This is a genomic window from Aquaspirillum sp. LM1, assembly GCF_002002905.1.
GTDB lineage: Bacteria > Pseudomonadota > Gammaproteobacteria > Burkholderiales > Aquaspirillaceae > Rivihabitans.
The window spans coordinates 988,781-1,008,838 of the sequence record NZ_CP019509.1; the positions used below are offsets into that span (position 1 = coordinate 988,781).

At 61.4% G+C, this 20,058-nt stretch carries 18 protein-coding genes, 1 tRNA gene and 2 CRISPR repeat arrays; of the genes, 8 read left to right on the top strand and 11 right to left on the bottom strand.

Annotated elements, in window-relative coordinates:
• The first annotated feature begins 142 nt into the window (after positions 1 to 142).
• The 8 genes from cas3 to cas2e all read left to right on the top strand — a co-directional run bounded on the left by cas3 (position 143) and on the right by cas2e (position 8,671).
• Entirely contained in the window at positions 143 to 2,863 is a 2,721-nt protein-coding gene (cas3, locus tag BXU06_RS04370; protein WP_253189521.1) for a CRISPR-associated helicase Cas3', read from the top strand.
• A 126-nt stretch (positions 2,864 to 2,989) separates the two neighbouring features.
• Positions 2,990 to 4,534, top strand: a complete 1,545-nt coding sequence (gene casA / locus BXU06_RS04375) for a type I-E CRISPR-associated protein Cse1/CasA (protein WP_077297181.1) — start codon at positions 2,990 to 2,992, stop codon at positions 4,532 to 4,534.
• Complete coding sequence (gene casB, locus BXU06_RS04380; RefSeq protein WP_077297183.1) at positions 4,527 to 5,039, top strand: type I-E CRISPR-associated protein Cse2/CasB; 513 nt, start codon at positions 4,527 to 4,529, stop codon at positions 5,037 to 5,039. Before casA ends, casB begins: the two co-directional genes overlap by 8 nt.
• A gap of 33 nt (positions 5,040 to 5,072) precedes the next feature.
• Entirely contained in the window at positions 5,073 to 6,209 is a 1,137-nt protein-coding gene (gene cas7e, locus BXU06_RS04385) for a type I-E CRISPR-associated protein Cas7/Cse4/CasC (protein WP_077297185.1), read from the top strand.
• 1 nt (position 6,210) lies between these two features.
• Positions 6,211 to 6,879, top strand: a complete 669-nt coding sequence (gene cas5e, locus BXU06_RS04390; protein WP_077297187.1) for a type I-E CRISPR-associated protein Cas5/CasD — start codon at positions 6,211 to 6,213, stop codon at positions 6,877 to 6,879.
• Positions 6,854 to 7,471: a type I-E CRISPR-associated protein Cas6/Cse3/CasE gene (gene cas6e / locus BXU06_RS04395; protein ID WP_077297189.1), complete on the top strand. Its 618-nt coding sequence runs from the start codon at positions 6,854 to 6,856 to the stop codon at positions 7,469 to 7,471. Before cas5e ends, cas6e begins: the two co-directional genes overlap by 26 nt.
• Positions 7,471 to 8,394 carry a type I-E CRISPR-associated endonuclease Cas1e gene (gene cas1e / locus BXU06_RS04400; RefSeq protein WP_077297191.1) on the top strand — a complete coding sequence of 308 codons (924 nt, stop codon included), beginning with the start codon at positions 7,471 to 7,473 and terminating at the stop codon, positions 8,392 to 8,394. The genes cas6e and cas1e overlap by 1 nt, the downstream gene beginning before the upstream one ends.
• Positions 8,375 to 8,671 carry a type I-E CRISPR-associated endoribonuclease Cas2e gene (cas2e, locus tag BXU06_RS04405; protein WP_077297193.1) on the top strand — a complete coding sequence of 99 codons (297 nt, stop codon included), beginning with the start codon at positions 8,375 to 8,377 and terminating at the stop codon, positions 8,669 to 8,671. The genes cas1e and cas2e overlap by 20 nt, the downstream gene beginning before the upstream one ends.
• 118 nt (positions 8,672 to 8,789) lie before the next feature.
• A CRISPR array of direct repeats spans positions 8,790 to 10,527; the repeat unit is 29 nt; unit sequence GTGTTCCCCGCGTCAGCGGGGATGAACCG.
• Positions 10,528 to 10,563: 36 nt separating this feature from the next.
• Here the strand turns inward: cas2e and BXU06_RS04410 are convergent.
• The 11 genes from BXU06_RS04410 to BXU06_RS04455 form a co-directional block, all read right to left on the bottom strand.
• Positions 10,564 to 11,121 carry an IS630 family transposase gene (locus BXU06_RS04410; RefSeq protein ID WP_253189514.1) on the bottom strand — a complete coding sequence of 186 codons (558 nt, stop codon included), beginning with the start codon at positions 11,119 to 11,121 and terminating at the stop codon, positions 10,564 to 10,566.
• A complete protein-coding gene (locus BXU06_RS04415; RefSeq protein ID WP_077296878.1) occupies positions 11,091 to 11,621 on the bottom strand; it encodes a winged helix-turn-helix domain-containing protein in 531 nt (176 codons plus the stop codon). Before BXU06_RS04415 ends, BXU06_RS04410 begins: the two co-directional genes overlap by 31 nt.
• A 63-nt stretch (positions 11,622 to 11,684) precedes the next feature.
• Positions 11,685 to 12,814: direct repeats of the CRISPR family, unit length 29 nt; unit sequence GTGTTCCCCGCGTCAGCGGGGATGAACCG.
• 47 nt (positions 12,815 to 12,861) lie between these two features.
• A tRNA-OTHER gene (locus BXU06_RS17240) sits at positions 12,862 to 12,969 on the bottom strand.
• A gap of 70 nt (positions 12,970 to 13,039) precedes the next feature.
• Positions 13,040 to 13,420 (bottom strand): holo-ACP synthase, encoded by a 381-nt coding sequence (gene acpS, locus BXU06_RS04420; RefSeq protein WP_077297195.1) that lies wholly within the window; start codon positions 13,418 to 13,420, stop codon positions 13,040 to 13,042.
• On the bottom strand, positions 13,417 to 14,151 hold the full coding sequence (gene pdxJ / locus BXU06_RS04425) for a pyridoxine 5'-phosphate synthase (protein ID WP_077297197.1): 735 nt from the start codon (positions 14,149 to 14,151) through the stop codon (positions 13,417 to 13,419). The genes acpS and pdxJ overlap by 4 nt, the downstream gene beginning before the upstream one ends.
• Before the next feature lie 65 nt (positions 14,152 to 14,216).
• Positions 14,217 to 14,939 carry a DNA repair protein RecO gene (gene recO / locus BXU06_RS04430; protein WP_077297199.1) on the bottom strand — a complete coding sequence of 241 codons (723 nt, stop codon included), beginning with the start codon at positions 14,937 to 14,939 and terminating at the stop codon, positions 14,217 to 14,219.
• Between the two features lie 13 nt (positions 14,940 to 14,952).
• On the bottom strand, positions 14,953 to 15,846 hold the full coding sequence (gene era, locus BXU06_RS04435; RefSeq protein WP_077302654.1) for a GTPase Era: 894 nt from the start codon (positions 15,844 to 15,846) through the stop codon (positions 14,953 to 14,955).
• A 149-nt stretch (positions 15,847 to 15,995) separates the two neighbouring features.
• Positions 15,996 to 16,700, bottom strand: a complete 705-nt coding sequence (rnc, locus tag BXU06_RS04440; protein WP_077297201.1) for a ribonuclease III — start codon at positions 16,698 to 16,700, stop codon at positions 15,996 to 15,998.
• 145 nt (positions 16,701 to 16,845) lie between these two features.
• Positions 16,846 to 17,814, bottom strand: a complete 969-nt coding sequence (lepB, locus tag BXU06_RS04445; RefSeq protein WP_077297203.1) for a signal peptidase I — start codon at positions 17,812 to 17,814, stop codon at positions 16,846 to 16,848.
• Positions 17,815 to 17,887: 73 nt separating this feature from the next.
• Positions 17,888 to 19,681: a translation elongation factor 4 gene (gene lepA / locus BXU06_RS04450; RefSeq protein WP_077297205.1), complete on the bottom strand. Its 1,794-nt coding sequence runs from the start codon at positions 19,679 to 19,681 to the stop codon at positions 17,888 to 17,890.
• Between the two features lie 135 nt (positions 19,682 to 19,816).
• Positions 19,817 to 20,056: a glutaredoxin family protein gene (locus tag BXU06_RS04455; protein ID WP_077297207.1), complete on the bottom strand. Its 240-nt coding sequence runs from the start codon at positions 20,054 to 20,056 to the stop codon at positions 19,817 to 19,819.
• Between the last annotated feature and the right edge of the window lie 2 nt (positions 20,057 to 20,058).

Here is a 20,058-nt window from a genome sequence, read left to right on the forward strand (position 1 = left end):
GCGCAAATCTGGGCATGACATCACCCTGCACATCTCGTGGGCGCTGATGTGCATGCAACGGCATGCACATGCGGATAAACCACATGACACCTCAAGTCTAATGGCATAGTATTTGCCAATATGACATGCATAGGGGTCAATCGTGCTGCGTGCTTCTGAGCATCTGCCAAACACCAGGTTGGAATTTACCTGCCTGCTTCCTGCTTCCCGCACCCTCTGGGCCAAAAGTGGCGAACCGCAAGGGCACAGCCTGCTGTGTCACATGCTGGATGTGTCAGCGGTTGCCCTGGCCCTGCTGGACCACTGTCAAATAGACAATACGCAATTAGCGCGCTGGTTTGGCTTGCCGGCTGAGCATGTGCGTCTTTGGCTGGCGCTGTTGGTGGGCTTGCATGATTTTGGCAAGGCCACGCCCGGTTTTCAGGTCAAATGGCCCGCTGGCCAGGCGGCTGATGAGGCGCTGGGTTTGTCGTTTGCTGCACCCGATGCCTTGCGCGCCAGCCGGCATGATCTGGCCACGGCGGCCTTGCTGCCCAAGGCGCTACAGGCGCGTGGGGTGCCTTGTCCATGGGCACTTGCCGTGGTGCAGGCCATCAGCGCGCACCATGGTTTCAATTTTGTGCCAGGAGACAGCAAGGCTGGCAAACCCTTGCGCGAGCCAGCCGCGTGGGGGCAGGCGCGTGATGCCTTGCTGGACGCGTACTGGCACACACTGGCACCGCAAGGCATACCGGAAGAAATCGACATCTGCCTGGACGCCGTGGCCTGGTTGGCCGGTTTGACCAGTGTCTGCGACTGGATTGGCTCCAATAGCGAATGGTTTGCCCCCGGCGAGCGCCAGCCTACCCTGCTGGGCCATTGGATGCATGCCCGTCAGCTGGCCGTAGCGGCATTGGCCGAGCCAGAACGCCTGGGCTGGCCGATTACCCAACCGTTGCTGGATGGGCTGCCGCAGGATTGCCACGCGCTGATTGCCCGGATTTTGCAGACCGATGCACCGGTGCGCGCCCGCCCACTGCAACAGGTGGCGGATACCTTGTTGGCACAAGGCCAGGGGCCGGCCTTGCTGGTGGTGGAAGCACCTATGGGTGAGGGCAAAACCGAGCTGGCGTTTCTGGCCAGCCTGCGCTTGCAGGCGCGTCAGGGGCATCGCGGCCTGTATGTGGCCCTGCCCACCCAAGCCACTGGCAATGCCATGTTTGAGCGCACTCTGACCTTTTTGCGCGCCTTTGCCGATGGCCGTGCGCTGGATATTCAGCTGGCGCATGGCGGGGCCTTACTGAACGACAGCGTGGCGCGCCTGCGCAATGTCTGGGGGGAAGACGGCAAGCGCGAGGCGGTGCGTTCGGCAGCCTGGTTTGCCCAGCGCCGGCGCGGCCTGCTGTCGCCTTATGGCGTAGGCACGGTAGACCAGGCGCTGTTTGGCGTGATGAACGTCAAGCACCATTTTGTCCGCCTGTGGGGGCTGGCCAATAAAGTGGTGGTGCTGGATGAAGTACACGCCTACGACGCATACACCGGCTCGCTGATTGAGTATTTATTGAAATGGCTGAAGGGCTTGGGCTGTTCGGTGGTGCTGATGAGCGCCACCTTGCCCACCGCCACCCGTCAGGCCTTGCTCAAGACCTGGGGCGTGCGCTCGGCGCTGCCGGAGTGCGCTTATCCACGCGTGCTGGTGGCCGATCAGGCTGGCGTGCGGGTGGATACTTTCACCGCCCGCGAACAAGCCCCTATCCAACTGCTGGGGCTGGAAGAATCGCTGGATAGCCTGGCCACCCAGGCGTTGGACTGCCTGGCGGATGGCGGCTGCGGCGCGGTGATTGTCAACACCGTAGACCGCGCTCAGGCCTTGTTCCAGCTGCTGCGTGAGCGAGTGCCGGACGACACCGTGTTGCAGCTGTTTCATGCCCGTTATCCAGCAGAACAGCGCCGGGAAAAAGAACAAGCCACCCTGGCCACGTTTGGCCCGCCCGATGCCAGTCGCCAGCGTCCGCAGCGCGCCCTGCTGATTGCCACCCAAGTGGCCGAACAAAGTCTGGATCTGGACTTTGACTTCTTGTTATCTGACCTGGCGCCAGTGGACTTGCTGCTGCAACGCGCAGGCCGCCTGCATCGCCATCGCCGAGCCTGGCGTCCGACCGATCACCAGCAACCGCGCTTATGGGTCGCTGGCTTGTGCGCTGACCGTCTGCCCGACCTGAAAACCACCCACTGGGGCCATGTGTATGGCGACTATCTGTGCCTGGTGACCTGGGCCATCTTGCTGCGCGAGCCGGTATGGCACCTGCCCGCTGATATTGATCGTCTGGTGCAGGCGGTTTATGCCCCCTGGCCTGAGCTGGACCATGTGCCAGACGAGGTGCGCACCCGCATTGAAGATGTCTGCCGGGTCGAGCACAAAGCCGAGGCCCAGTTTCAGCAAGGTCTTGCCAAACAACTGGCCATTGATCCCCGCGCCGAGCCCGACGTGGCCTATATCGACAAACCACACGGCGGCGACGAAGACGACACCCTGGCGCTGCGCAACCGCACCCGGCTGGGCGACGACAGCGTGACGGTGATTCCGCTGTGGGTGGATGCCGATGGCCTGTGGCGCATTCATCCTGACGACGCACCTTTTGATCCACAACAGGTGGTCAGCCATGCCCTGGCCCGGCAACTGTTGGCGCGCCAGCTCACCCTGTCGCGCAAGGCGCTAACCGTCCATCTGAAAGCCCAGCCGGCCTACCCTGCCCTGGCGGAACATCCACTGCTGACCCAAAGCCAGCCCTTGCTGCTGGTGGATGGCGTGTGCCGGGTAGGCAAGCTGGAAGTCAGCCTGGATGCCGAACTGGGGGTGTGTTATCGGCGGGTGGGGGAGTAAACGTCAGCTGACTTCAATTGAAATAGACAAAAGTCATTGTGCATAAGTTGTAAGGTGCGGGATATTGAGTGTCCCACATCCGCTGCCCAAACACCGTATTTACATACCATCACGGAGGGACCACATGTGCTGAAAGCCTTCAACCTGCTGGATGAACCCTGGCTGCCGGTGCGTTATGCCGACGGTCGGATAGCTGAGGTGGGCCTGTTGCAACTGTTTGCCGACGCCAGGCAAATGGTGGCGCTGGCCGAAACCTCACCACCTGGCCTGATTGCCCTGTACCGCGTGCTATTGGCCATCACCCATCGCGCACTGGCGCGCGAGCATGGAGAATGGGGCAAAAGCGATTTGACGCGCTGGCATGCCAAAGGGCTGCCAGTGGAAGCTCTGCATGCGTACCTGGAACACTGGCGCGAACGCTTTTACCTGTTTCATCCGGACTGGCCATTCATGCAAGTGGCTGCCCTGGCCGAGGCCGAGGAAACCCGCCACAAAAGCAAACCCTGGACGCAGATTTCGCTGGCCAGCAGCAGCGGCAATGCGCCGGTGCTGTTTGATCACTCGGTGGACACCCGCCCTTCGCAGATTACCGCCGCTCAAGCCGTGCGCCATTTGCTCGGGTTTTTGCAATTCACCCCCGGTGGCTTGGTGAAAACCGTGAGGGATTCTGACAAGGCCGGTCCACTGGCCAACACCGCAGCCGCCCTACCGATGGGCGACACCCTGGCGCGCACCCTGTGCCTGGCGCTGCATCCCTGCTCCATTGAGCCCGACACGGATCTTCCCGCCTGGGAACAGCCTGCCCCGCCAAGCCTGGCTAACTTGCGCGCCGAGCCCACTCTGGCGACGGGTGCCAACGACCGCTACACCCGGCTGAGCCGCGCCGTGCTGCTGTTGCCCGAAGACGACGGCCAGCATATCAGCCAACTGCGTTTTGCCGCCGGATGCGCGCTGGCCGAAGACGACCATGCCCCTGATCCAATGGCCAATTACCGCATGGGCAGCAATGGGCTGGTGCGGCTGAACTTCAGCGAGGGCCGCGCCATCTGGCGTGATTTGTCGGCCCTACTGCCCGACCCGAGCGGCAAGCACGCCAAACCTGCTGGCGTGCTGGGCTACGCGCATCGCTTGCTGGGTGCCTTGGGGCAGGCTGACAGCTGGCTGCCAGTGATGGTGCTGGGCTTGACCAGCGATCAGGCCAAGCTGGTGCGCTGGCGGGTAGACAACGTAGCCCTGCCCACCTGCCTGCTGGAACAGGAAGACGTGGTCGAGCTGCTGCGCGCCGCCTTGCGCGACAGTGAGACGCTGTTTGTTGGCCTGCGCCAGATTGCCACGTCCATGCTGGCTGAATCCATGCCCGATTCCAAGCACAAAGACACCCGCGCCCGTGCCCGCGCCATGTTTGACAACGGTGCCTCGGCGGCCACCTATTTTGCCCATCTGGAACGGCGCTTGCCGGCGCTGCTGGCCTGCCTGGCGCAAACGGGTGATCACCATACGCTGTGGCAGGCTGCCCAACTGCACGCCATGACGCCCGCCTGGCAAGCCGCCTGCCGACAACTGGGCGAGGGCGCGCGCGCCATTCGTGCCTGCGCCCAACATGAGCCCCGTTACCTGGGGTTGATCAAACCCCTGCTGCCCCCTGCCACCAAAGAGGCCACGCATGTCTGAGCCATCATTTATCACCGATTTCATCGAAAAACTGCAAAAGCAGGATCGTCGCGCGCTGGCCATTTTGCGGCGTAGCGCCAGCTTTGCCCCTGGTGCCTATCCTGCCGCTTATCCGTTTGTCGAGCGCCACGTCGGCGTGGACTGGCACGCCCAGGACAGCCGGCGGCAGGCGCTGTACATCACCGCCATGCTGTACGCCCTGCATCCGCGTCAGGCCGAGGTCAGCCTGGCCACCGCGTTAGGCCGGCTGATGAAAGCCCGCGACAGCGGCAGCATCGAACTGCGCTTTATTGCTTTGCTGGCTGCCGATGGCGACGAACTGCCGTATTACCTGCGCCAGATCGTCTCGCTGCTGGCAGCAGACGAACACGGCATCAATTACGCCGAGCTGCTGCAAGACCTCATCCCGTGGCTGAACAGTTTTTCTCCCGAATCACGCGACCGCATCCGGCAAAAGTGGGCGCGCGATTTTTACCGTCAGCTTGCCCAGACCCCTGCTGCTTGAACCCCATCCCATCCCTTATTGTGAGACGCTGCCATGAGCCTGTTTATTGAATTTCACCTGATCCAGAACTTTGCCCCCAGCAACCTCAACCGCGACGATACCGGTGCCCCCAAAGATGCCATATTTGGCGGCTACCGCCGCGCCCGCATCAGCAGCCAGTGCCTGAAGCGCGCCGTGCGCCAGACTGCTGAGTTTCCTGCCGGCCACCAGGGTGTGCGCACCAAAAAATTGCTGGAACTGCTGAGCGAGCAACTGCATACCCAATTTGGCCGGGAAGCCGAAGACATGTCCACCCGCATCCAGCTGGCGCTAGCCGCTGCCGGCCTGGCGGTGAAAGAAGACGGCAAAACCGAATATCTGCTGTTTCTCGGACAACAGGAAATCAACGGCTTTGCCCAACTGATTGACCAGCATTGGGATAGTCTGGCCGCGCCAGCCAGCAGCGAAAAGAAAAGTAAAAAAGATGCCAAGGCCAGCGCTCCGGCTGAGGTGGTCAAGCAAGCCAAAACCATCATGAATGGCGGCAAGGCGCTGGATGTGGCGCTGTTTGGCCGCATGCTGGCCGACCTGCCGGAAGTCAACCAGGACGCCGCCTGCCAGATGGCCCACGCCATCAGCACCCACCGCGTTGAGCGCGAATTTGATTATTTTACCGCCGTGGATGACAAAGGCGGCCCGGAAGAAACCGGTGCCGGCATGATTGGCCAAGTGGAGTTCAATTCCGCCACGTTCTACCGTTACACCAACATTAACCCGGCCAAGCTACTGGACAATCTGCAAGGCGACCGCGAACTGCTGCTGAACGGTTTGCGCGCCTTCACCCTGGCCCTGGCGCGCGCTATCCCCACCGGCAAGCAAAACACCTTTGCCGCGCACAATCCACCCAGCTTTATTGGGGTGGTCATCCGCCATGCCAGCCCGATCAACCTGGCCAATGCCTTTGAAACCCCGGTGTATGCCGAGCGTGGCCAAGCGCTGACCAAGCCCTCAGTGGTCAAATTGGCCGAATACGACAGTGCGCTATCCGCCGTGTATGGCGACCCCCGCGACTGCTGGGCCTATCTGGATCTGTCGCAAGCCTGGCCGCAAGACAAGGGCGACAAGCTGAATAGCCTTACCGAACTGGCCGATTGGGTGGCGCAGCACATTGCCAATGCACAGGAGGCCTGACATGGCCACCTTGCTGCTGCAACTGGTGGGCCCCATGCAGGCATGGGGCGTCACCAGTCGCTTTGACGAACGCGACAGCGGGCTGGAACCGTCCAAATCCGGGGTGATTGGCCTGCTGTGTGCCGCCCTGGGACGCGACCGCGCCGAGCCGGTGGACGACCTGGCCGCCCTGCGCATGGGCGTGCGCGTGGACCGTGAAGGCCTGCTGATGCGCGATTACCAAACCGCCACCGGTCTGTTGCTGGCCTCGGGCAAGCCCGACCACAAGCGCACCGCGATCAGCCCACGGTTTTATCTGGCCGACGCTGCTTTTTTAGTCGGGCTGGAAGGCTCGCGCACTCTGCTGGACACCTTGCAAAGCGCGCTCAAGCAACCCGTCTGGCCGCTGAGCCTGGGGCGTAAATCCATGCCGCCCGGCAAACCGGTTTGGCTGGCCGATGGCGTGCGTGACACAGACTTGCTCACCACCCTGGAGCAAGCCGATTACCTCTCCAAGCCACTCCAGCCACACGACACCCAGCCGCTGCGCCTGATGCTGGAACACCCTTCAGAAGGCGCGGTGCGGCTGGATCAGCCAGTGGCCCCGTTTGCCCAGCGGCGCTTTGGCCCGCGCTTTGTCCAATCGGCCACCCTGGAGAGGCGTCATGCACCTGACCCAACTCACGCTTGATTCGCGCCACACCGCCATCCGCCGCGATCTGGGCAACGCCTACGACATGCACCGCACCCTGGCCCGAGCCTTTGCCACCCAGCTCGATGCGCCTCCCGAACGATTTTTGTGGCGGCTGGATGCGCTGGACGCCCTGACCGGCCGCGCCGTGGTGTTGATTCAATCCAATGGCCCTGGCGTGTGGAATCACCTGCCCACCCCGAGCGCGCAAGTGCGCGAGAAATCTTTTGACCCCGCTTCGCTCGCCCAGCTTGGCCAGCGCTGCCAGTTTCGCCTGCTGGCCAACCCCACTGCTTCCCGGCAAGGCAAGCGTTATGGGGTATGGGAAGAAACCGCCCAGCGCGATTGGCTGATGCGCCAACTGAGCCAAGCCGGGGCAACGTTGCAGGACGTGGAATGCACGCGCAACGAGCGCTGGGTGCTGCGCAAGCCTGCTCAAGCCGAGCCTATTGTGCTGTGCGCCATTGGCTTTGAAGGTGTCCTCACCGTGGACAAGCCCGATGCCCTGCAACATGCCCTGCGCAATGGCATTGGCCGGGGCAAATCCTTTGGCCTGGGCCTGCTGTCGCTGGCACCGCTGCGAGACTGGTAATGGCTTCCCCACTGCTCCCCAAACTCAAACCCCTGCCCATCAAAGAACGGTTATCTGTGCTGTTTGTCGAGCGCTGCCAGCTGGACGTGCTGGACGGGGCGTTTGTGGGTGTGGATGTCACCGGCATCCGCACCCACATCCCGGTGGGCGGGGTGGCCTGCCTGCTGCTGGAGCCCGGCGTGCGTGTCTCGCACGCCGCCTGCAAGCTGGCCGCCGAAGTGGGCACGCTGCTGGTATGGGTGGGCGAGGCTGGCGTGCGGCTGTATTCCGCCGGCCAGCCCGGCGGTGCCCGCGCCGACCGCCTGCTGTATCAGGCCCGGCTGGCGCTGGACGACGAGGCCCGGCTGAGTGTGGTGCGCGAGATGTATCGCCGTCGCTTTGGCGAAGAACCGCCGCAGCGGCGCAGCGTGGAACAACTGCGCGGCATCGAAGGCAGTCGCGTGCGTGCCATTTACAAGCTGCTGGCCGGGCAATACGGCGTGAAATGGGAAGGCCGCAACTACGATCCCAAAGACTGGGACGCCGCCGACCCCATCAACCGCTGCCTGTCCGCCGCCAACCACTGCCTGTATGGCGTGGTGGAAGCCGCCGTCCTGGCCGCCGGCTACGCCCCCGCCATCGGCTTCATCCATAGCGGCAAGCCCTTGTCGTTTGTTTACGACATCGCCGACCTGTACAAATTTGACACCGTCGTCCCCGCCGCCTTTGCCGTGGCCGCCAAATCCAGCGGCGGCAACGACGAACGCACCGTGCGACAAGCCTGCCGCGACATGTTCCGCCGCAGCAAACTGCTGGAACGCATCATCCCCGACATCGAAGACATCCTGGCCGCCGGCGGCCTGGACGTACCGCAGATTGAAGGGGTGGTGGAAGCCGCCATACCGGAAGAAAAGGGGATCGGCGATGCTGGTCATCGTGCTTGAAAACGCCCCGCCCCGGCTGCGCGGGCGCATGGCCATCTGGCTGCTGGAAATACGCGCCGGGGTGTACGTGGGCACTTACAACCGCAAGGTGCGCGAATACCTGTGGCATCAGGTGGAAGAAGGGCTGGAAGACGGCAACGCGGTAATGGCCTGGCAAGCCAGCACCGAAGCTGGGTTCGAGTTTGTCACCCTGGGCAAAAACCGGCGTATGCCGGTAGAATTCGACGGTGCCCGGCTGGTGTCTTTTCATCCGCCGGACAGCGCAGATCAAGGGTGAAAAGATGCTCTTTAACAGCCTGAAATCGGCTACCTTGCCTGCCTAAAAATTGACCAGAAAAGTTGGTAGATTTTGACGTAGGTGAAAAAGCCTTTTGGATCAATGATGTATTTTTAGTGTGTTCCCCGCGTCAGCGGGGATGAACCGACGCCCTTGCACGGCAGGTCACAGGTATCTTTGTGTTCCCCGCGTCAGCGGGGATGAACCGTAATCGACAATGCGCACTATGTAACCCATTTCGTGTTCCCCGCGTCAGCGGGGATGAACCGGTAGGGGCTTGCTTGTTGGTGTGAGTGTGTCAGTGTTCCCCGCGTCAGCGGGGATGAACCGGACGTTGGCATTTGACACTCATGTCACGGATGGTGTTCCCCGCGTCAGCGGGGATGAACCGCATTCTCTCCGTCCTGACAGTTATTTTCATCTGTGTTCCCCGCGTCAGCGGGGATGAACCGAATATTACATGGAAATTACTACTGCTGTGTTTGTGTTCCCCGCGTCAGCGGGGATGAACCGGCAAGCGCTTTGTAAAAAGCCTTGTGGAAAAAGTGTTCCCCGCGTCAGCGGGGATGAACCGAATGGCTTGACCACAATTATCCGACTGCTTGAGTGTTCCCCGCGTCAGCGGGGATGAACCGAGGCAAAATGATTGATGAGCAAAATCGTCAGGGTGTTCCCCGCGTCAGCGGGGATGAACCGCATGCTTTGCAGTCCGAAATATTGCCCGGCGTGTGTTCCCCGCGTCAGCGGGGATGAACCAGGCGGTGAGGGAAACCGATGAATAACCAGAAAAGTGTTCCCCGCGTCAGCGGGGATGAACCGCACCACAAACATGTCGCCAATGCCGTCTTTGAGTGTTCCCCGCGTCAGCGGGGATGAACCGATTTATCATTCTCAACTGCTGAGGAAACCATGGTGTTCCCCGCGTCAGCGGGGATGAACCGGGCGCTCAGGCTGGCGCGCCGCATGTATCCGGGTGTTCCCCGCGTCAGCGGGGATGAACCGTCGATCACCACGCCGCAGCATGTTGATGTGGCGTGTTCCCCGCGTCAGCGGGGATGAACCGCTTTGGCAGATGCCTTCGATACAACTACATCAGTGTTCCCCGCGTCAGCGGGGATGAACCGCATCAACTTTGCATTTGAAGCACAATTGCGAAGTGTTCCCCGCGTCAGCGGGGATGAACCGCCATGCGCAAAACTTCTTTCTATTACTGCACCGTGTTCCCCGCGTCAGCGGGGATGAACCGATGCCCTTGCACGGCAGGTCACAGGTATCTTTGTGTTCCCCGCGTCAGCGGGGATGAACCGAATCTTCAAACCAGTCCGACGCGCTTTGTTATGTGTTCCCCGCGTCAGCGGGGATGAACCGCCACAGCGCAAGCGGCTTCTGAGTTGCTTGGAGTGTTCCCCGCGTCAGCGGGGATGAACCGGCCTACTACGATGCCAAAAATCAGGACGTGGCGTGTTCCCCGCGTCAGCGGGGATGAACCGGAGTATATTAATGGCACACATAGTACTAAGTGGTGTTCCCCGCGTCAGCGGGGATGAACCGGGGCGTCATCATGGGTACTGAATGGACGTTACGTGTTCCCCGCGTCAGCGGGGATGAACCGTAACCATGATTGGCTGAAAGTATCTGAAATCAGTGTTCCCCGCGTCAGCGGGGATGAACCGCCTTGACAACGCTGCCACAGACAGGGCAGTTCGTGTTCCCCGCGTCAGCGGGGATGAACCGAGCCTTCAAAAGCCCTACCAGATGCCTACCTGGTGTTCCCCGCGTCAGCGGGGATGAACCGGACCCTATCCCAATCTGCCTCCGAGAGGATCAGTGTTCCCCGCGTCAGCGGGGATGAACCGAATTCTTGACAGGCTATTAACTGTGTGATTCCATTTCTATTTATAAATTGAATTAATTATCCATTCCCAGCCGGTGAGGCTCTGCATCTTTCCCGGCTGGTTTTCCAACTGAGCAAGGCCCTGTTCCAAGTGGGCTTCCAAGGCCTCCAGGCTATCGAAGGCTCGGTTGTGGAAGTACTTCTCGCGCAACTCATCCCACACGTGTTCCTGCGGGTTGAGTTCCGGCGCATAGGGCGGAAGGAAGATCAACCTCAAGTTGTCCGCCAGCTGAAACGGACTCTTGTGCCAACCGGCTCCATCCAGCACCATCACGATGTTTTCGTCGGGGTAGCGCCGGGCAACCTCATCCAGAAACAGCTGCATGCACTTGCCGTTCACCTGCGGCAGGATCAATGAGTCGAAACGCCCATCTGCCGGACTGATCGCACCGTAGGCATAGACATATTGCTGTGTCACCATGGCTTTCACCACGGGCCGATGCGGCTTTTTCTGCCAGCAGTGGCGAACGTCGCTGATGCGGCCAAATCGAGCCTCGTCCTGGAACATCAATCGCAGCGGACGCGCTACGGCAAATCGGGTTCTTTCTTCTGCCAAGCGCCCCTGCAGTTTTTTTTCCAGTCTTCCTGGGCGTCGGGGTCGCTTTTCGGATGAATCTTGTCCGGAGCCACTTTCCGCCAGCCATGGCGCGCCAGCATCGCATAAATGGTGGAGAGCGCCAGCGGTTTGCCCAGCTTGGCCTCGATGACCGGCTTGAGCGGCGGCACGATCACCACTCCGCCGGTAGCCGCCTCGGTGAGCGCCTCATCCAGAATCTTGGCCTCTTGCTCCAGGCTGGCCTTGGCCCGGTTGCGCAGTTCGCGCTTGCTGCGCTTGGGCCTGGCTTCGCCAGCCTGCTCCCGGCAGAAATTCGTCCGCAACGTACAGGTTGCCCCGACCGAACGACCAATGATTTGAGCCGTCTGCTCGATGCTGAGGTTGAACAGCAGTGGCAGCGCAACCGCCTGAGCGGTGCGCAACTCTTCTACTGTCTTTGCCTTTTTCAGCAAATCTTGAGCCTGTGCCAGATGTTCCATCCCGCCCGGAAGCCGTGCCATGTTCATCTCCATCGATAGGGTGGAGATATTATTTCATTTTATATCTGTAATTGGAATGAGTAGGTGTTCCCCGCGTCAGCGGGGATGAACCGCAATTGCGCCTGTGTATGACCATCACAGGTAAGTGTTCCCCGCGTCAGCGGGGATGAACCGGAACTTTGAAAATGGATAATGTCTTGAATAGGGTGTTCCCCGCGTCAGCGGGGATGAACCGGAGATGGTGGTAAATTTCCACATGGTACTGTTGTGTTCCCCGCGTCAGCGGGGATGAACCGATTCGATTGTATGAGAAAGCATGGGAAATGTAGTGTGTTCCCCGCGTCAGCGGGGATGAACCGCTGGACAGTTTATTATACGGAGCCCGGCCAAAAGTGTTCCCCGCGTCAGCGGGGATGAACCGTAGGACTAGGTTTCAACTGGGTAGTAAGGCTTGTGTTCCCCGCGTCAGCGGGGATGAACCGATGTATTTGGAAGACGAGAAGATGCGATCTGTGTGTTCCCCGCGTCAGCGGGGATGAACCGCACGTTATGAATTGCTTGTTCCGTGCCTTGCAGTGTTCCCCGCGTCAGCGGGGATGAACCGAGCGCGCAAGAAAATACGGTGGAAAGCCTTCTGTGTTCCCCGCGTCAGCGGGGATGAACCGACTCAGCGTCCGGAAAAATCCCGTGGCAAAAGGTGTTCCCCGCGTCAGCGGGGATGAACCGACCGTCTGGGTCACCGCCGCCAAACGGTTTGGGTGTTCCCCGCGTCAGCGGGGATGAACCGCATTAGTTTACGCTGCGCGTCAATAGGCATTGGTGTTCCCCGCGTCAGCGGGGATGAACCGGCATTTGCCGAATTTAGCACCGCCACCGGCCAGTGTTCCCCGCGTCAGCGGGGATGAACCGCACGTCCACGTTTTGCAGCCCGACAAACACCGGTGTTCCCCGCGTCAGCGGGGATGAACCGGCGTATGACCATGATGTGGCCAAAAACAAACCGTGTTCCCCGCGTCAGCGGGGATGAACCGACAGCTACACGATCTACTGCCAGGGCCTGGTGGTGTTCCCCGCGTCAGCAGGGATGAACCGAACCGCTTGCCAACAACCGAAGGGGCAAACGCGTGTTCCTCGCGTCAGCGGGGATGAACCGTCGTCACCATGACCTGAGAGGGCCATAATTCAGTGTTCCCCGCGTCAGCGGGGGTGAACCGGGGCAATCGGCGTCTGCCTCCCGCGCTCACTGTATGTGGGGATTGCACTGGCCGGGTTGGACTCGAACCAACGTCACCACCGGCGCATTGCTGCGCCGCCGTCCCGTCTACCTGAATGGGGCTCTACGACCAGTGCGGTTTTATTGTACCGACCAGAACCATGTTCGGCCATAAAATCGACAACCCTGAAGCCCACCTCAAGGGGAATGCACCGCCAAAATCCCCCTACGCCCGTTCCAGCACCACAAATGCCAGGCACTGGCTGCGTTCGTCGCTGATGCTCAGGTGGCAGTGAATGATGCCGCGCTGTTGCAGCCAGCTGGCCAATTCGTCTGAAAACGCCCAGCCGGGGCGGCCCAGGGTGTCGTGGGTGACGGCCAGCGCGCCCAGGGTCACCGGGGCGCGCAGGCCGGTGCCGGCGGCTTTGGCAAAGGCTTCCTTGGCGGCAAAGCGTTTGGCCAGCAGCCGGGCCGGGTCGTGGGCGCTGGCCCAGTCCGGCCATTCGGCGGGGGAGAGAATGCGCCGGGCAAAGCGTTCGCCATGGCGGACCAGGGCGGTACGGATGCGGTCGATTTCCACCAGATCCGAGCCGATGCCGGCAATCATGCTGCGCTGCGCCGGGCTTCCACCATCAGGGCTTTCATGTCGCGCACGGCGCGGTCAAAGCCGGTAAACAACGCCTGGGCCACAATGGCGTGGCCGATGTTCAGCTCGCAGATATCGGGAATGGCGGCCACCGCTTGTACATTGTGGTAGTGCAGGCCATGGCCGGCGTTGACCACCAGGCCCTTGAAGCGGCCACTTTCGGCGGCGTCGCGGATGCGCGCCAGTTCGGTTTGCCGGGCGGTGTGGCCAATGGCGTCGGCGTAGCGGCCAGTGTGCAGCTCCACCACGGGGGCACCGGCTTCCACGGCGGCGGTCAGCGAGGTGTCGTCCGGGTCGATGAACAGCGACACGCGAATGCCGGCGGCGGTGAGCTGACGGGTGTAGTCGCGCACCACGTCAAAGTGGCGCTCAACATCCAGGCCGCCTTCGGTGGTGAGTTCTTCGCGTTTTTCCGGCACCAGGCACACGTCATCCGGGCGGGTGGCCAGGGCGTGGTCGAGCATTTCCGGAGTGAGGGCCATTTCCAGGTTCATCCGGGTTTTCAGCGCGCGGCGCAGCAGGCGCACATCTTCGTCCTTGATGTGGCGACGGTCTTCGCGCAGGTGCAGGGTAATCAGGTCAGCGCCGGCGGTTTCGGCCACCAGGGCGGCTTCCAGCGGGCTGGGGTAATGGGTGCCGCGTGCATTGCGCAACGTGGCCACATGGTCGATGTTCACCCCTAACAGGATCATGATGCGGGTCTCCACAGTAGCCGGCAGCCGGGGCTGTCCGGGTGTTTCAGTATCGGCCTGGCGGCTTAGTGTGCGGCCAGACCAGCCAAATGCTGCATCAGTTCGCGGGTGGCCAGCGGCGTGCTGCCCAGGCAGTCGGCCAGAAGCTGGCGGGTCAGGCTGCGGGCTTCGCGCACGGTCAGCGGGTCAGAAAAATCTTCGTCGGCCAGCGCCAGCAGGGTGCTGCCGCTGAACTCGCCCTGGCTGTCGGCCAGGATGCCGTTGGGCAGCTGACAATGATACCGTCCGGCGGCGTCCAGCGGGGCACCGTCGTGGGTGCAGCGCAGGCTGGGGGCATAGCCCAGTTCGGCCAGAAGGCGCAGTTCAAACCGGCGCAACAGCGCTGACATGTCCTGACGGCCATCGCGCGGGCCGATGGCGCGCACGGTGGCGGCGTAGTCGGCAAACAGCGCGGGGTGCGGGTCTTCGCGGGCGGTCAGGCGCAGCAGCAGTTCGTTCAGGTATAGCCCGGCCAGCAAGGGCACGCCGCCCAGCTGCGGCAATGCGCCCTGCCAGTCGGCGTGAGCCAGGGTTTTCAGCTCGGTTTTGCCAAACCAGCCCAGCACCAGCGGCTGAAACGGCAGCAGCAGGCCGCGCAGGGCGGCGCGGGGCCGGCGTGCGCCGCGCGCCACCACGGAAACCCGGCCATGGTCGCGGGTAAACAGCTCGACAATCAGGCTGGTTTCCTTGTAGGCCTGCGCATGCAGCACAAAGGCGGGCTGGTGGTCTACCTTGCCGGGGCTGGACATGACGGCGGCGGGCTCAGTCCAGGTTGAACTGCTTGAGGAAACGCACGTCGTCGGCCCAGCCGCTCTTGACCTTGACCCAGACTTCCAGGAACACCTTGCTGTTGAACAGTTTTTCCATATCGGTGCGCGCTTCGGTGGCAATTTTTTTCATGCGCTCGCCATCACGGCCAATCAGGATGGCTTTTTGCCCGGCCTTGTCCACCAGCACGGCAGCGTAGATGCGGCGCAGATTGCCTTCGATTTCAAATTTTTCGATTTCGACGTTCATCGAGTACGGCAGTTCTTCGCCCAGGTAGCGGAACAGTTTTTCCCGCACCAGTTCGGCGGCCAGAAAGCGTTCGTTCTTGTCGGTGACCATGTCTTCCGGGTAGAGCGGCACGCTGTGCGGCAGGTGCGGCTCGACCACATTCAGCAGCAGGTCCATGCGGTGGCCGTGCTTGGCGCTGACCGAGACGATTTCGGCAAAGTTGAATTCGGCGCTGGCCTTGAGCAGGAAGTTGGCCATGTCGGCCTTGTCCTTGACCCGGTCGGCCTTGTTGACCACCAGAATCACCGGGCGGTGCGCGGGCAAGAGGGCAATCACTTCGCGGTCGGCGTCGGACAGGCGGCCCGCTTCCAGCACAAACAGCACGCAGTCCACATCAGACAGGGATTCCTTGACGCTGCGGTTGAGCGCTTCGTTCAGCGCGTTGCGGTGGCGGGTTTGAAAGCCTGGGGTATCAACAAAAATATACTGCGCCTTGGCGGTGGTCTGGATGCCGGTAACGCGATGGCGGGTGGTCTGGGCTTTTTTCGAGGTGATGCTGATTTTTTGCCCGATCAGGTGGTTCATCAGCGTGGATTTGCCCACGTTGGGGCGGCCAACAATCGCCACAAAACCACAGCGGTAGTCTTCCGGCACGTCCATGGCGGCGGCGGGCAGTGCCTGCAGGGCGGCTTCCAGTTGTTCTGCCGACAGACCGTCGGCGTCGGCGGCCAGGGTCACAGCGTGCGGGTCATGCGCGTCGGCATCGGTCTGGGTGTCGTCGGCAGGGTGCGGGGTAGGATGGGTCATGGTCAGGGCTTTCTGCGGGCAGGTTGCCGGGCTTCGAGGGCGCTCAGGGCCAACTCGGCGGCTTGTTGTTCGGCAGCGCGGCGGCTGCCGCCCTGCCCTTCGGTCATGATGCCAATTTCGGCCAGGTCACAGGCCACCCGGAACGATTGTTCGTGGGCTTCGCCGAGCTGGGCCAGGATGGTGTAGCGCGGCAGGCTGTAGCGTTTGGCTTGCAGGGCTTCCTGCAACCGGGTTTTGGCGTCTTTGGCGTGCTTGTTGGGGTCGATGGCGGCAATCCGGCTGGCGTACAGCCCGCGCACCACCTGTTCGGCCTGGGCAAAGTCCACATCAAAGCTGACGGCGGCAAACAGTGCTTCCAGTGCATCGGCCAGAATCGACGCCCGGTCGTGGCCGCCGCTTTTCAGTTCGCCTTCGCCCAGAAACAGGCAGTCGCCAATGTTCAGTTCACGGGCAATATCGGCCAGGGTGGCCTGGTTTACCAGGTTGGCGCGCAGGCGCGACAGCTCGCCTTCGCTCAATTGGCCAAACTGGTCGTAGAGCATGCGCGCCACGGTGTAATTCAGGATGCTGTCGCCAATGAATTCAAAGCGTTCGTTATTGGTGGAACTGTAACTGCGGTGCGTCAGCGCCTGACGCAATAGCTGCGGTTGGCGAAACGCATGGCCCAGCCGGCGGGCCAGCCGGTCAAGGTTGAGGGGATGGGTCACTGCCTGTCTGCCTTAGCGTGCAAGTCAAAAGGGAAACGCCGGGGCATGGCCGCCGGCGGGAAGGCGGCCTGAGGGCGCTGGCGCGCGCTCAGGCCAGTTTTGGCCATTGTAGCCCGCCCTGCGCGGGGCGGCCATCTGTCGGTGCTTATTGAATCCGCTGGCCGACGCGGGACAATTCGGCAAAGTTCATCCAGATCATGAAAGCCTTGCCCACCAGCAGGTGGTCATCAACAAAGCCCCAGTAACGGCCATCGTGGCTGTTGTCGCGGTTGTCGCCCATCATGAAATACTGGCCTGCCGGCACCTTGCAGGTAAAGCCGCTGTCGGTGTATTCACACTGTTCGCGGCCAGGAAAGTCGGCCACGGCAGGCAAGAACACCGAGGGTTTGTTGTCTTCCAGCAGCACCGGGTAGCGGTGGCTGCCCTGGGTTTCCTGCAGGCGACGGGTTTGCACCATGGTCATGGCTTTGCCGGTTTCGGCATAGTCGTACAGGCCATCTTCGCGCAGCGGCAGCGGCTTGCCGTTGATGCTCAACTGCTTGTTGTGATAGCGCACGGTATCGCCAGGCAGGCCAATCACCCGCTTGATGAAGTTTACTTTCGGGTCAGGCGGAAAGTTGAACACCACCACGTCGCCGCGCTGCACGTTGCTGACTGGCACAACCACGGTATTGAGTACCGGCAGACGCAGGCCGTAGGTGAATTTGTTCACCAGGATGAAGTCGCCCACCACCAGGCCGGGGCGCATCGACGACGATGGAATCTGAAACGGCTCCACCAGAAACGAGCGCAGGCCAAACACCAGCAGCATGATCGGGAAAAAGCTTTTGGCGTATTCCACATAATGCGGTTCCAGCACGTCGCTGGCGCGGCGCGGGGCCAGAAGCCAGCGGTTCAGCCCGGCAATCACCCCGGTGACCAGCACAAACACCAGCATGACGGCAGAAAAGCTCATCCATTGCGCCAGCAGACCAAAGCCGCCCAGCACCAGCGCCAGATACCCGGCCTGCACGCCAAACGGCTGGTCTTTGTCACCGGCCTGCTTCTTGGCCGAGGTGGCAATCAGGATAGGCCCCAGCACGGCGAGCACGGCAAAAATCACGGTCCAGTTCATTCAAGTCCTTCAGACAGGCAGTTAAGCGGGCCAAGGCCCCCGGTGCCTATATGGTGGCACGGGGGCGGTGCCCTTATTTGTCGCTGACTTGCAAAATGGCCAGGAAGGCGGCTTGCGGAATTTCCACATTACCCACCTGCTTCATGCGTTTCTTGCCGGCCTTTTGCTTTTCCAGCAGCTTTTTCTTACGGGTGATGTCGCCGCCGTAGCACTTGGCCAGCACGTTCTTGCGCAGGGCCTTGATGGTTTCCCGGGCAATGATGTGGCTGCCGATGGTGGCTTGCACGGCGATATCGAACATCTGGCGCGGAATCAGCTCACGCATTTTCGACGCCAGTTCACGGCCCCGGTACACGCTGGTGGCGCGGTGAACAATCAGGCTCAGCGCGTCCACTTTCTCACCGTTGACCATGATGTCCAGCTTGACCAGATCGGCGGCCTGAAATTCCTTGAAATCGTAATCCAGCGAGGCATAGCCCCGGCTGGTGGACTTCAGCTTGTCAAAAAAGTCCATCACCACTTCGTTCATCGGCATGTCGTAGGTCAGCATCACCTGACGGCCCATGTACTGCATATTGCGCTGTACGCCGCGCTTCTGGTTGCACAGCGTCATCACCGCGCCAACGTAATCCTGCGGCACCAGGATGGTGGAGGTGATGATGGGTTCGCGGATTTCCTCAATCTTGCCCAGGTCGGGCAGCTTGGACGGGTTGGCCACTTCAATCAGCTCGCCGTCTTTCATCACCACTTCGTACACCACGGTGGGCGCGGTGGTGATCAGGTCCATATCGTATTCGCGTTCCAGTCGTTCCTGAACGATCTCCAGGTGCAACAGGCCGAGAAAACCGCAGCGGAAGCCAAAGCCCAGCGCTTGCGATACTTCTGGTTCGTAATGCAGCGAGGCGTCGTTCAGCTGGAGTTTTTCCAGCGCGTCGCGCAGCGATTCGTAGTCGTGGCTTTCCACCGGGTAAAGCCCGGCAAACACCTGCGATTTCACTTCCTTGAAGCCGGGCAGCGCTTCGCTGGCCGGTTTGCCCACCACGGTAATGGTGTCGCCCACCTTGGCCGATTTGAGTTCCTTGATGCCGGCAATCACAAAGCCCACTTCGCCGGCGCACAGTTCGCTGCGCGATTCGGACTTCGGGGTGAACACACCCACCTGTTCGCACAGGTGCTGTGCCAGGGTGGACATGAACAGAATCTTGTCTTTCGGGCGCAGCACGCCGTCCACCACGCGCACCAGCATCACCACGCCCACGTAGTTGTCAAACCACGAGTCGATGATCAGCGCCTTCAGCGGGCCGTCCGGGTTGCCTTGCGGTGCCGGAATCTTCTGCACCACGGTTTCCAGGATATCTTCGATGCCGATGCCACTTTTGGCCGAAGCGCGCACGGCGTCGGTGGCTTCGATGCCGATGATGTCTTCGATTTCTTCGGCCACCCGTTCCGGCTCGGCGGCGGGCAGGTCGATCTTGTTCAGCACCGGTACCACTTCCACCCCGAGTTCAATCGCGGTGTAGCAGTTGGCCACGGTTTGCGCTTCCACCCCTTGCGAGGCGTCCACCACCAGCAGCGCGCCTTCGCAGGCGGACAGCGAGCGGCTGACTTCATAAGAGAAGTCCACATGCCCTGGGGTGTCGATCAGGTTCAGGTGATAGATCTGGCCATCGCGGGCCTTGTAGCGCAGCGCAGCAGTTTGCGCCTTGATGGTGATGCCGCGCTCGCGCTCGATGTCCATCGAGTCGAGCACTTGAGCATCCATCTCGCGGTCGGACAAGCCGCCGCAAAACTGGATGAAACGGTCGGCCAGGGTCGATTTACCGTGGTCGATATGGGCGATAATGGAAAAATTGCGGATATGCTTCATGGCGGGTCGCGAATGATAAGAAGCGTTTTGTCCTGGCAGCACGGTGACGGCACAGCGGGCCTTGCCGCGCCACGGCGCAGGAAAAACAGCTTCCCGGATGCGCAAGGCACCCTGGATGACTGAATGGCCCGGATTCTAGCGGATTTCCGCCAGCACTGCATCCAGTCGCACGGTATCCAGATGGTAGTGACAGATTTCTGTTTCACCGTGCATCAATACCGGCACCAGTTCGTCGAAACGTGCCACCAGCGCCGGGTCGTCGTCCACGTCGATCACGTCCAGGGTAAACCCATGGCGGGCCTGATAAGGGCGCAGTGCGTCACGCATGGCGTGGCACAGGCTGCAGTATTCGCGAAAGTACAGGGTAAGGTGCATGG

Bases quoted from the DNA above. Each gene is read 5' to 3' on its own strand.
- casB (WP_077297183.1), top strand. From the start codon at position 4,527: ATGTCTGAGCCATCATTTATCACCGATTTCATCGAAAAACTGCAAAAG.
- cas7e (WP_077297185.1), top strand. From the start codon at position 5,073: ATGAGCCTGTTTATTGAATTTCACCTGATCCAGAACTTTGCCCCCAGC.
- cas5e (WP_077297187.1), top strand. From the start codon at position 6,211: ATGGCCACCTTGCTGCTGCAACTGGTGGGCCCCATGCAGGCATGGGGC.
- cas6e (WP_077297189.1), top strand. From the start codon at position 6,854: ATGCACCTGACCCAACTCACGCTTGATTCGCGCCACACCGCCATCCGC.
- cas1e (WP_077297191.1), top strand. From the start codon at position 7,471: ATGGCTTCCCCACTGCTCCCCAAACTCAAACCCCTGCCCATCAAAGAA.
- cas2e (WP_077297193.1), top strand. From the start codon at position 8,375: ATGCTGGTCATCGTGCTTGAAAACGCCCCGCCCCGGCTGCGCGGGCGC.
- BXU06_RS04415 (WP_077296878.1), bottom strand. From the start codon at position 11,621: ATGGCACGGCTTCCGGGCGGGATGGAACATCTGGCACAGGCTCAAGAT.
- acpS (WP_077297195.1), bottom strand. From the start codon at position 13,420: ATGATTGCCGGCATCGGCTCGGATCTGGTGGAAATCGACCGCATCCGT.
- pdxJ (WP_077297197.1), bottom strand. From the start codon at position 14,151: ATGATCCTGTTAGGGGTGAACATCGACCATGTGGCCACGTTGCGCAAT.
- recO (WP_077297199.1), bottom strand. From the start codon at position 14,939: ATGTCCAGCCCCGGCAAGGTAGACCACCAGCCCGCCTTTGTGCTGCAT.
- era (WP_077302654.1), bottom strand. From the start codon at position 15,846: ATGGACGTGCCGGAAGACTACCGCTGTGGTTTTGTGGCGATTGTTGGC.
- lepB (WP_077297203.1), bottom strand. From the start codon at position 17,814: ATGAACTGGACCGTGATTTTTGCCGTGCTCGCCGTGCTGGGGCCTATC.
- lepA (WP_077297205.1), bottom strand. From the start codon at position 19,681: ATGAAGCATATCCGCAATTTTTCCATTATCGCCCATATCGACCACGGT.
- BXU06_RS04455 (WP_077297207.1), bottom strand. From the start codon at position 20,056: ATGCACCTTACCCTGTACTTTCGCGAATACTGCAGCCTGTGCCACGCC.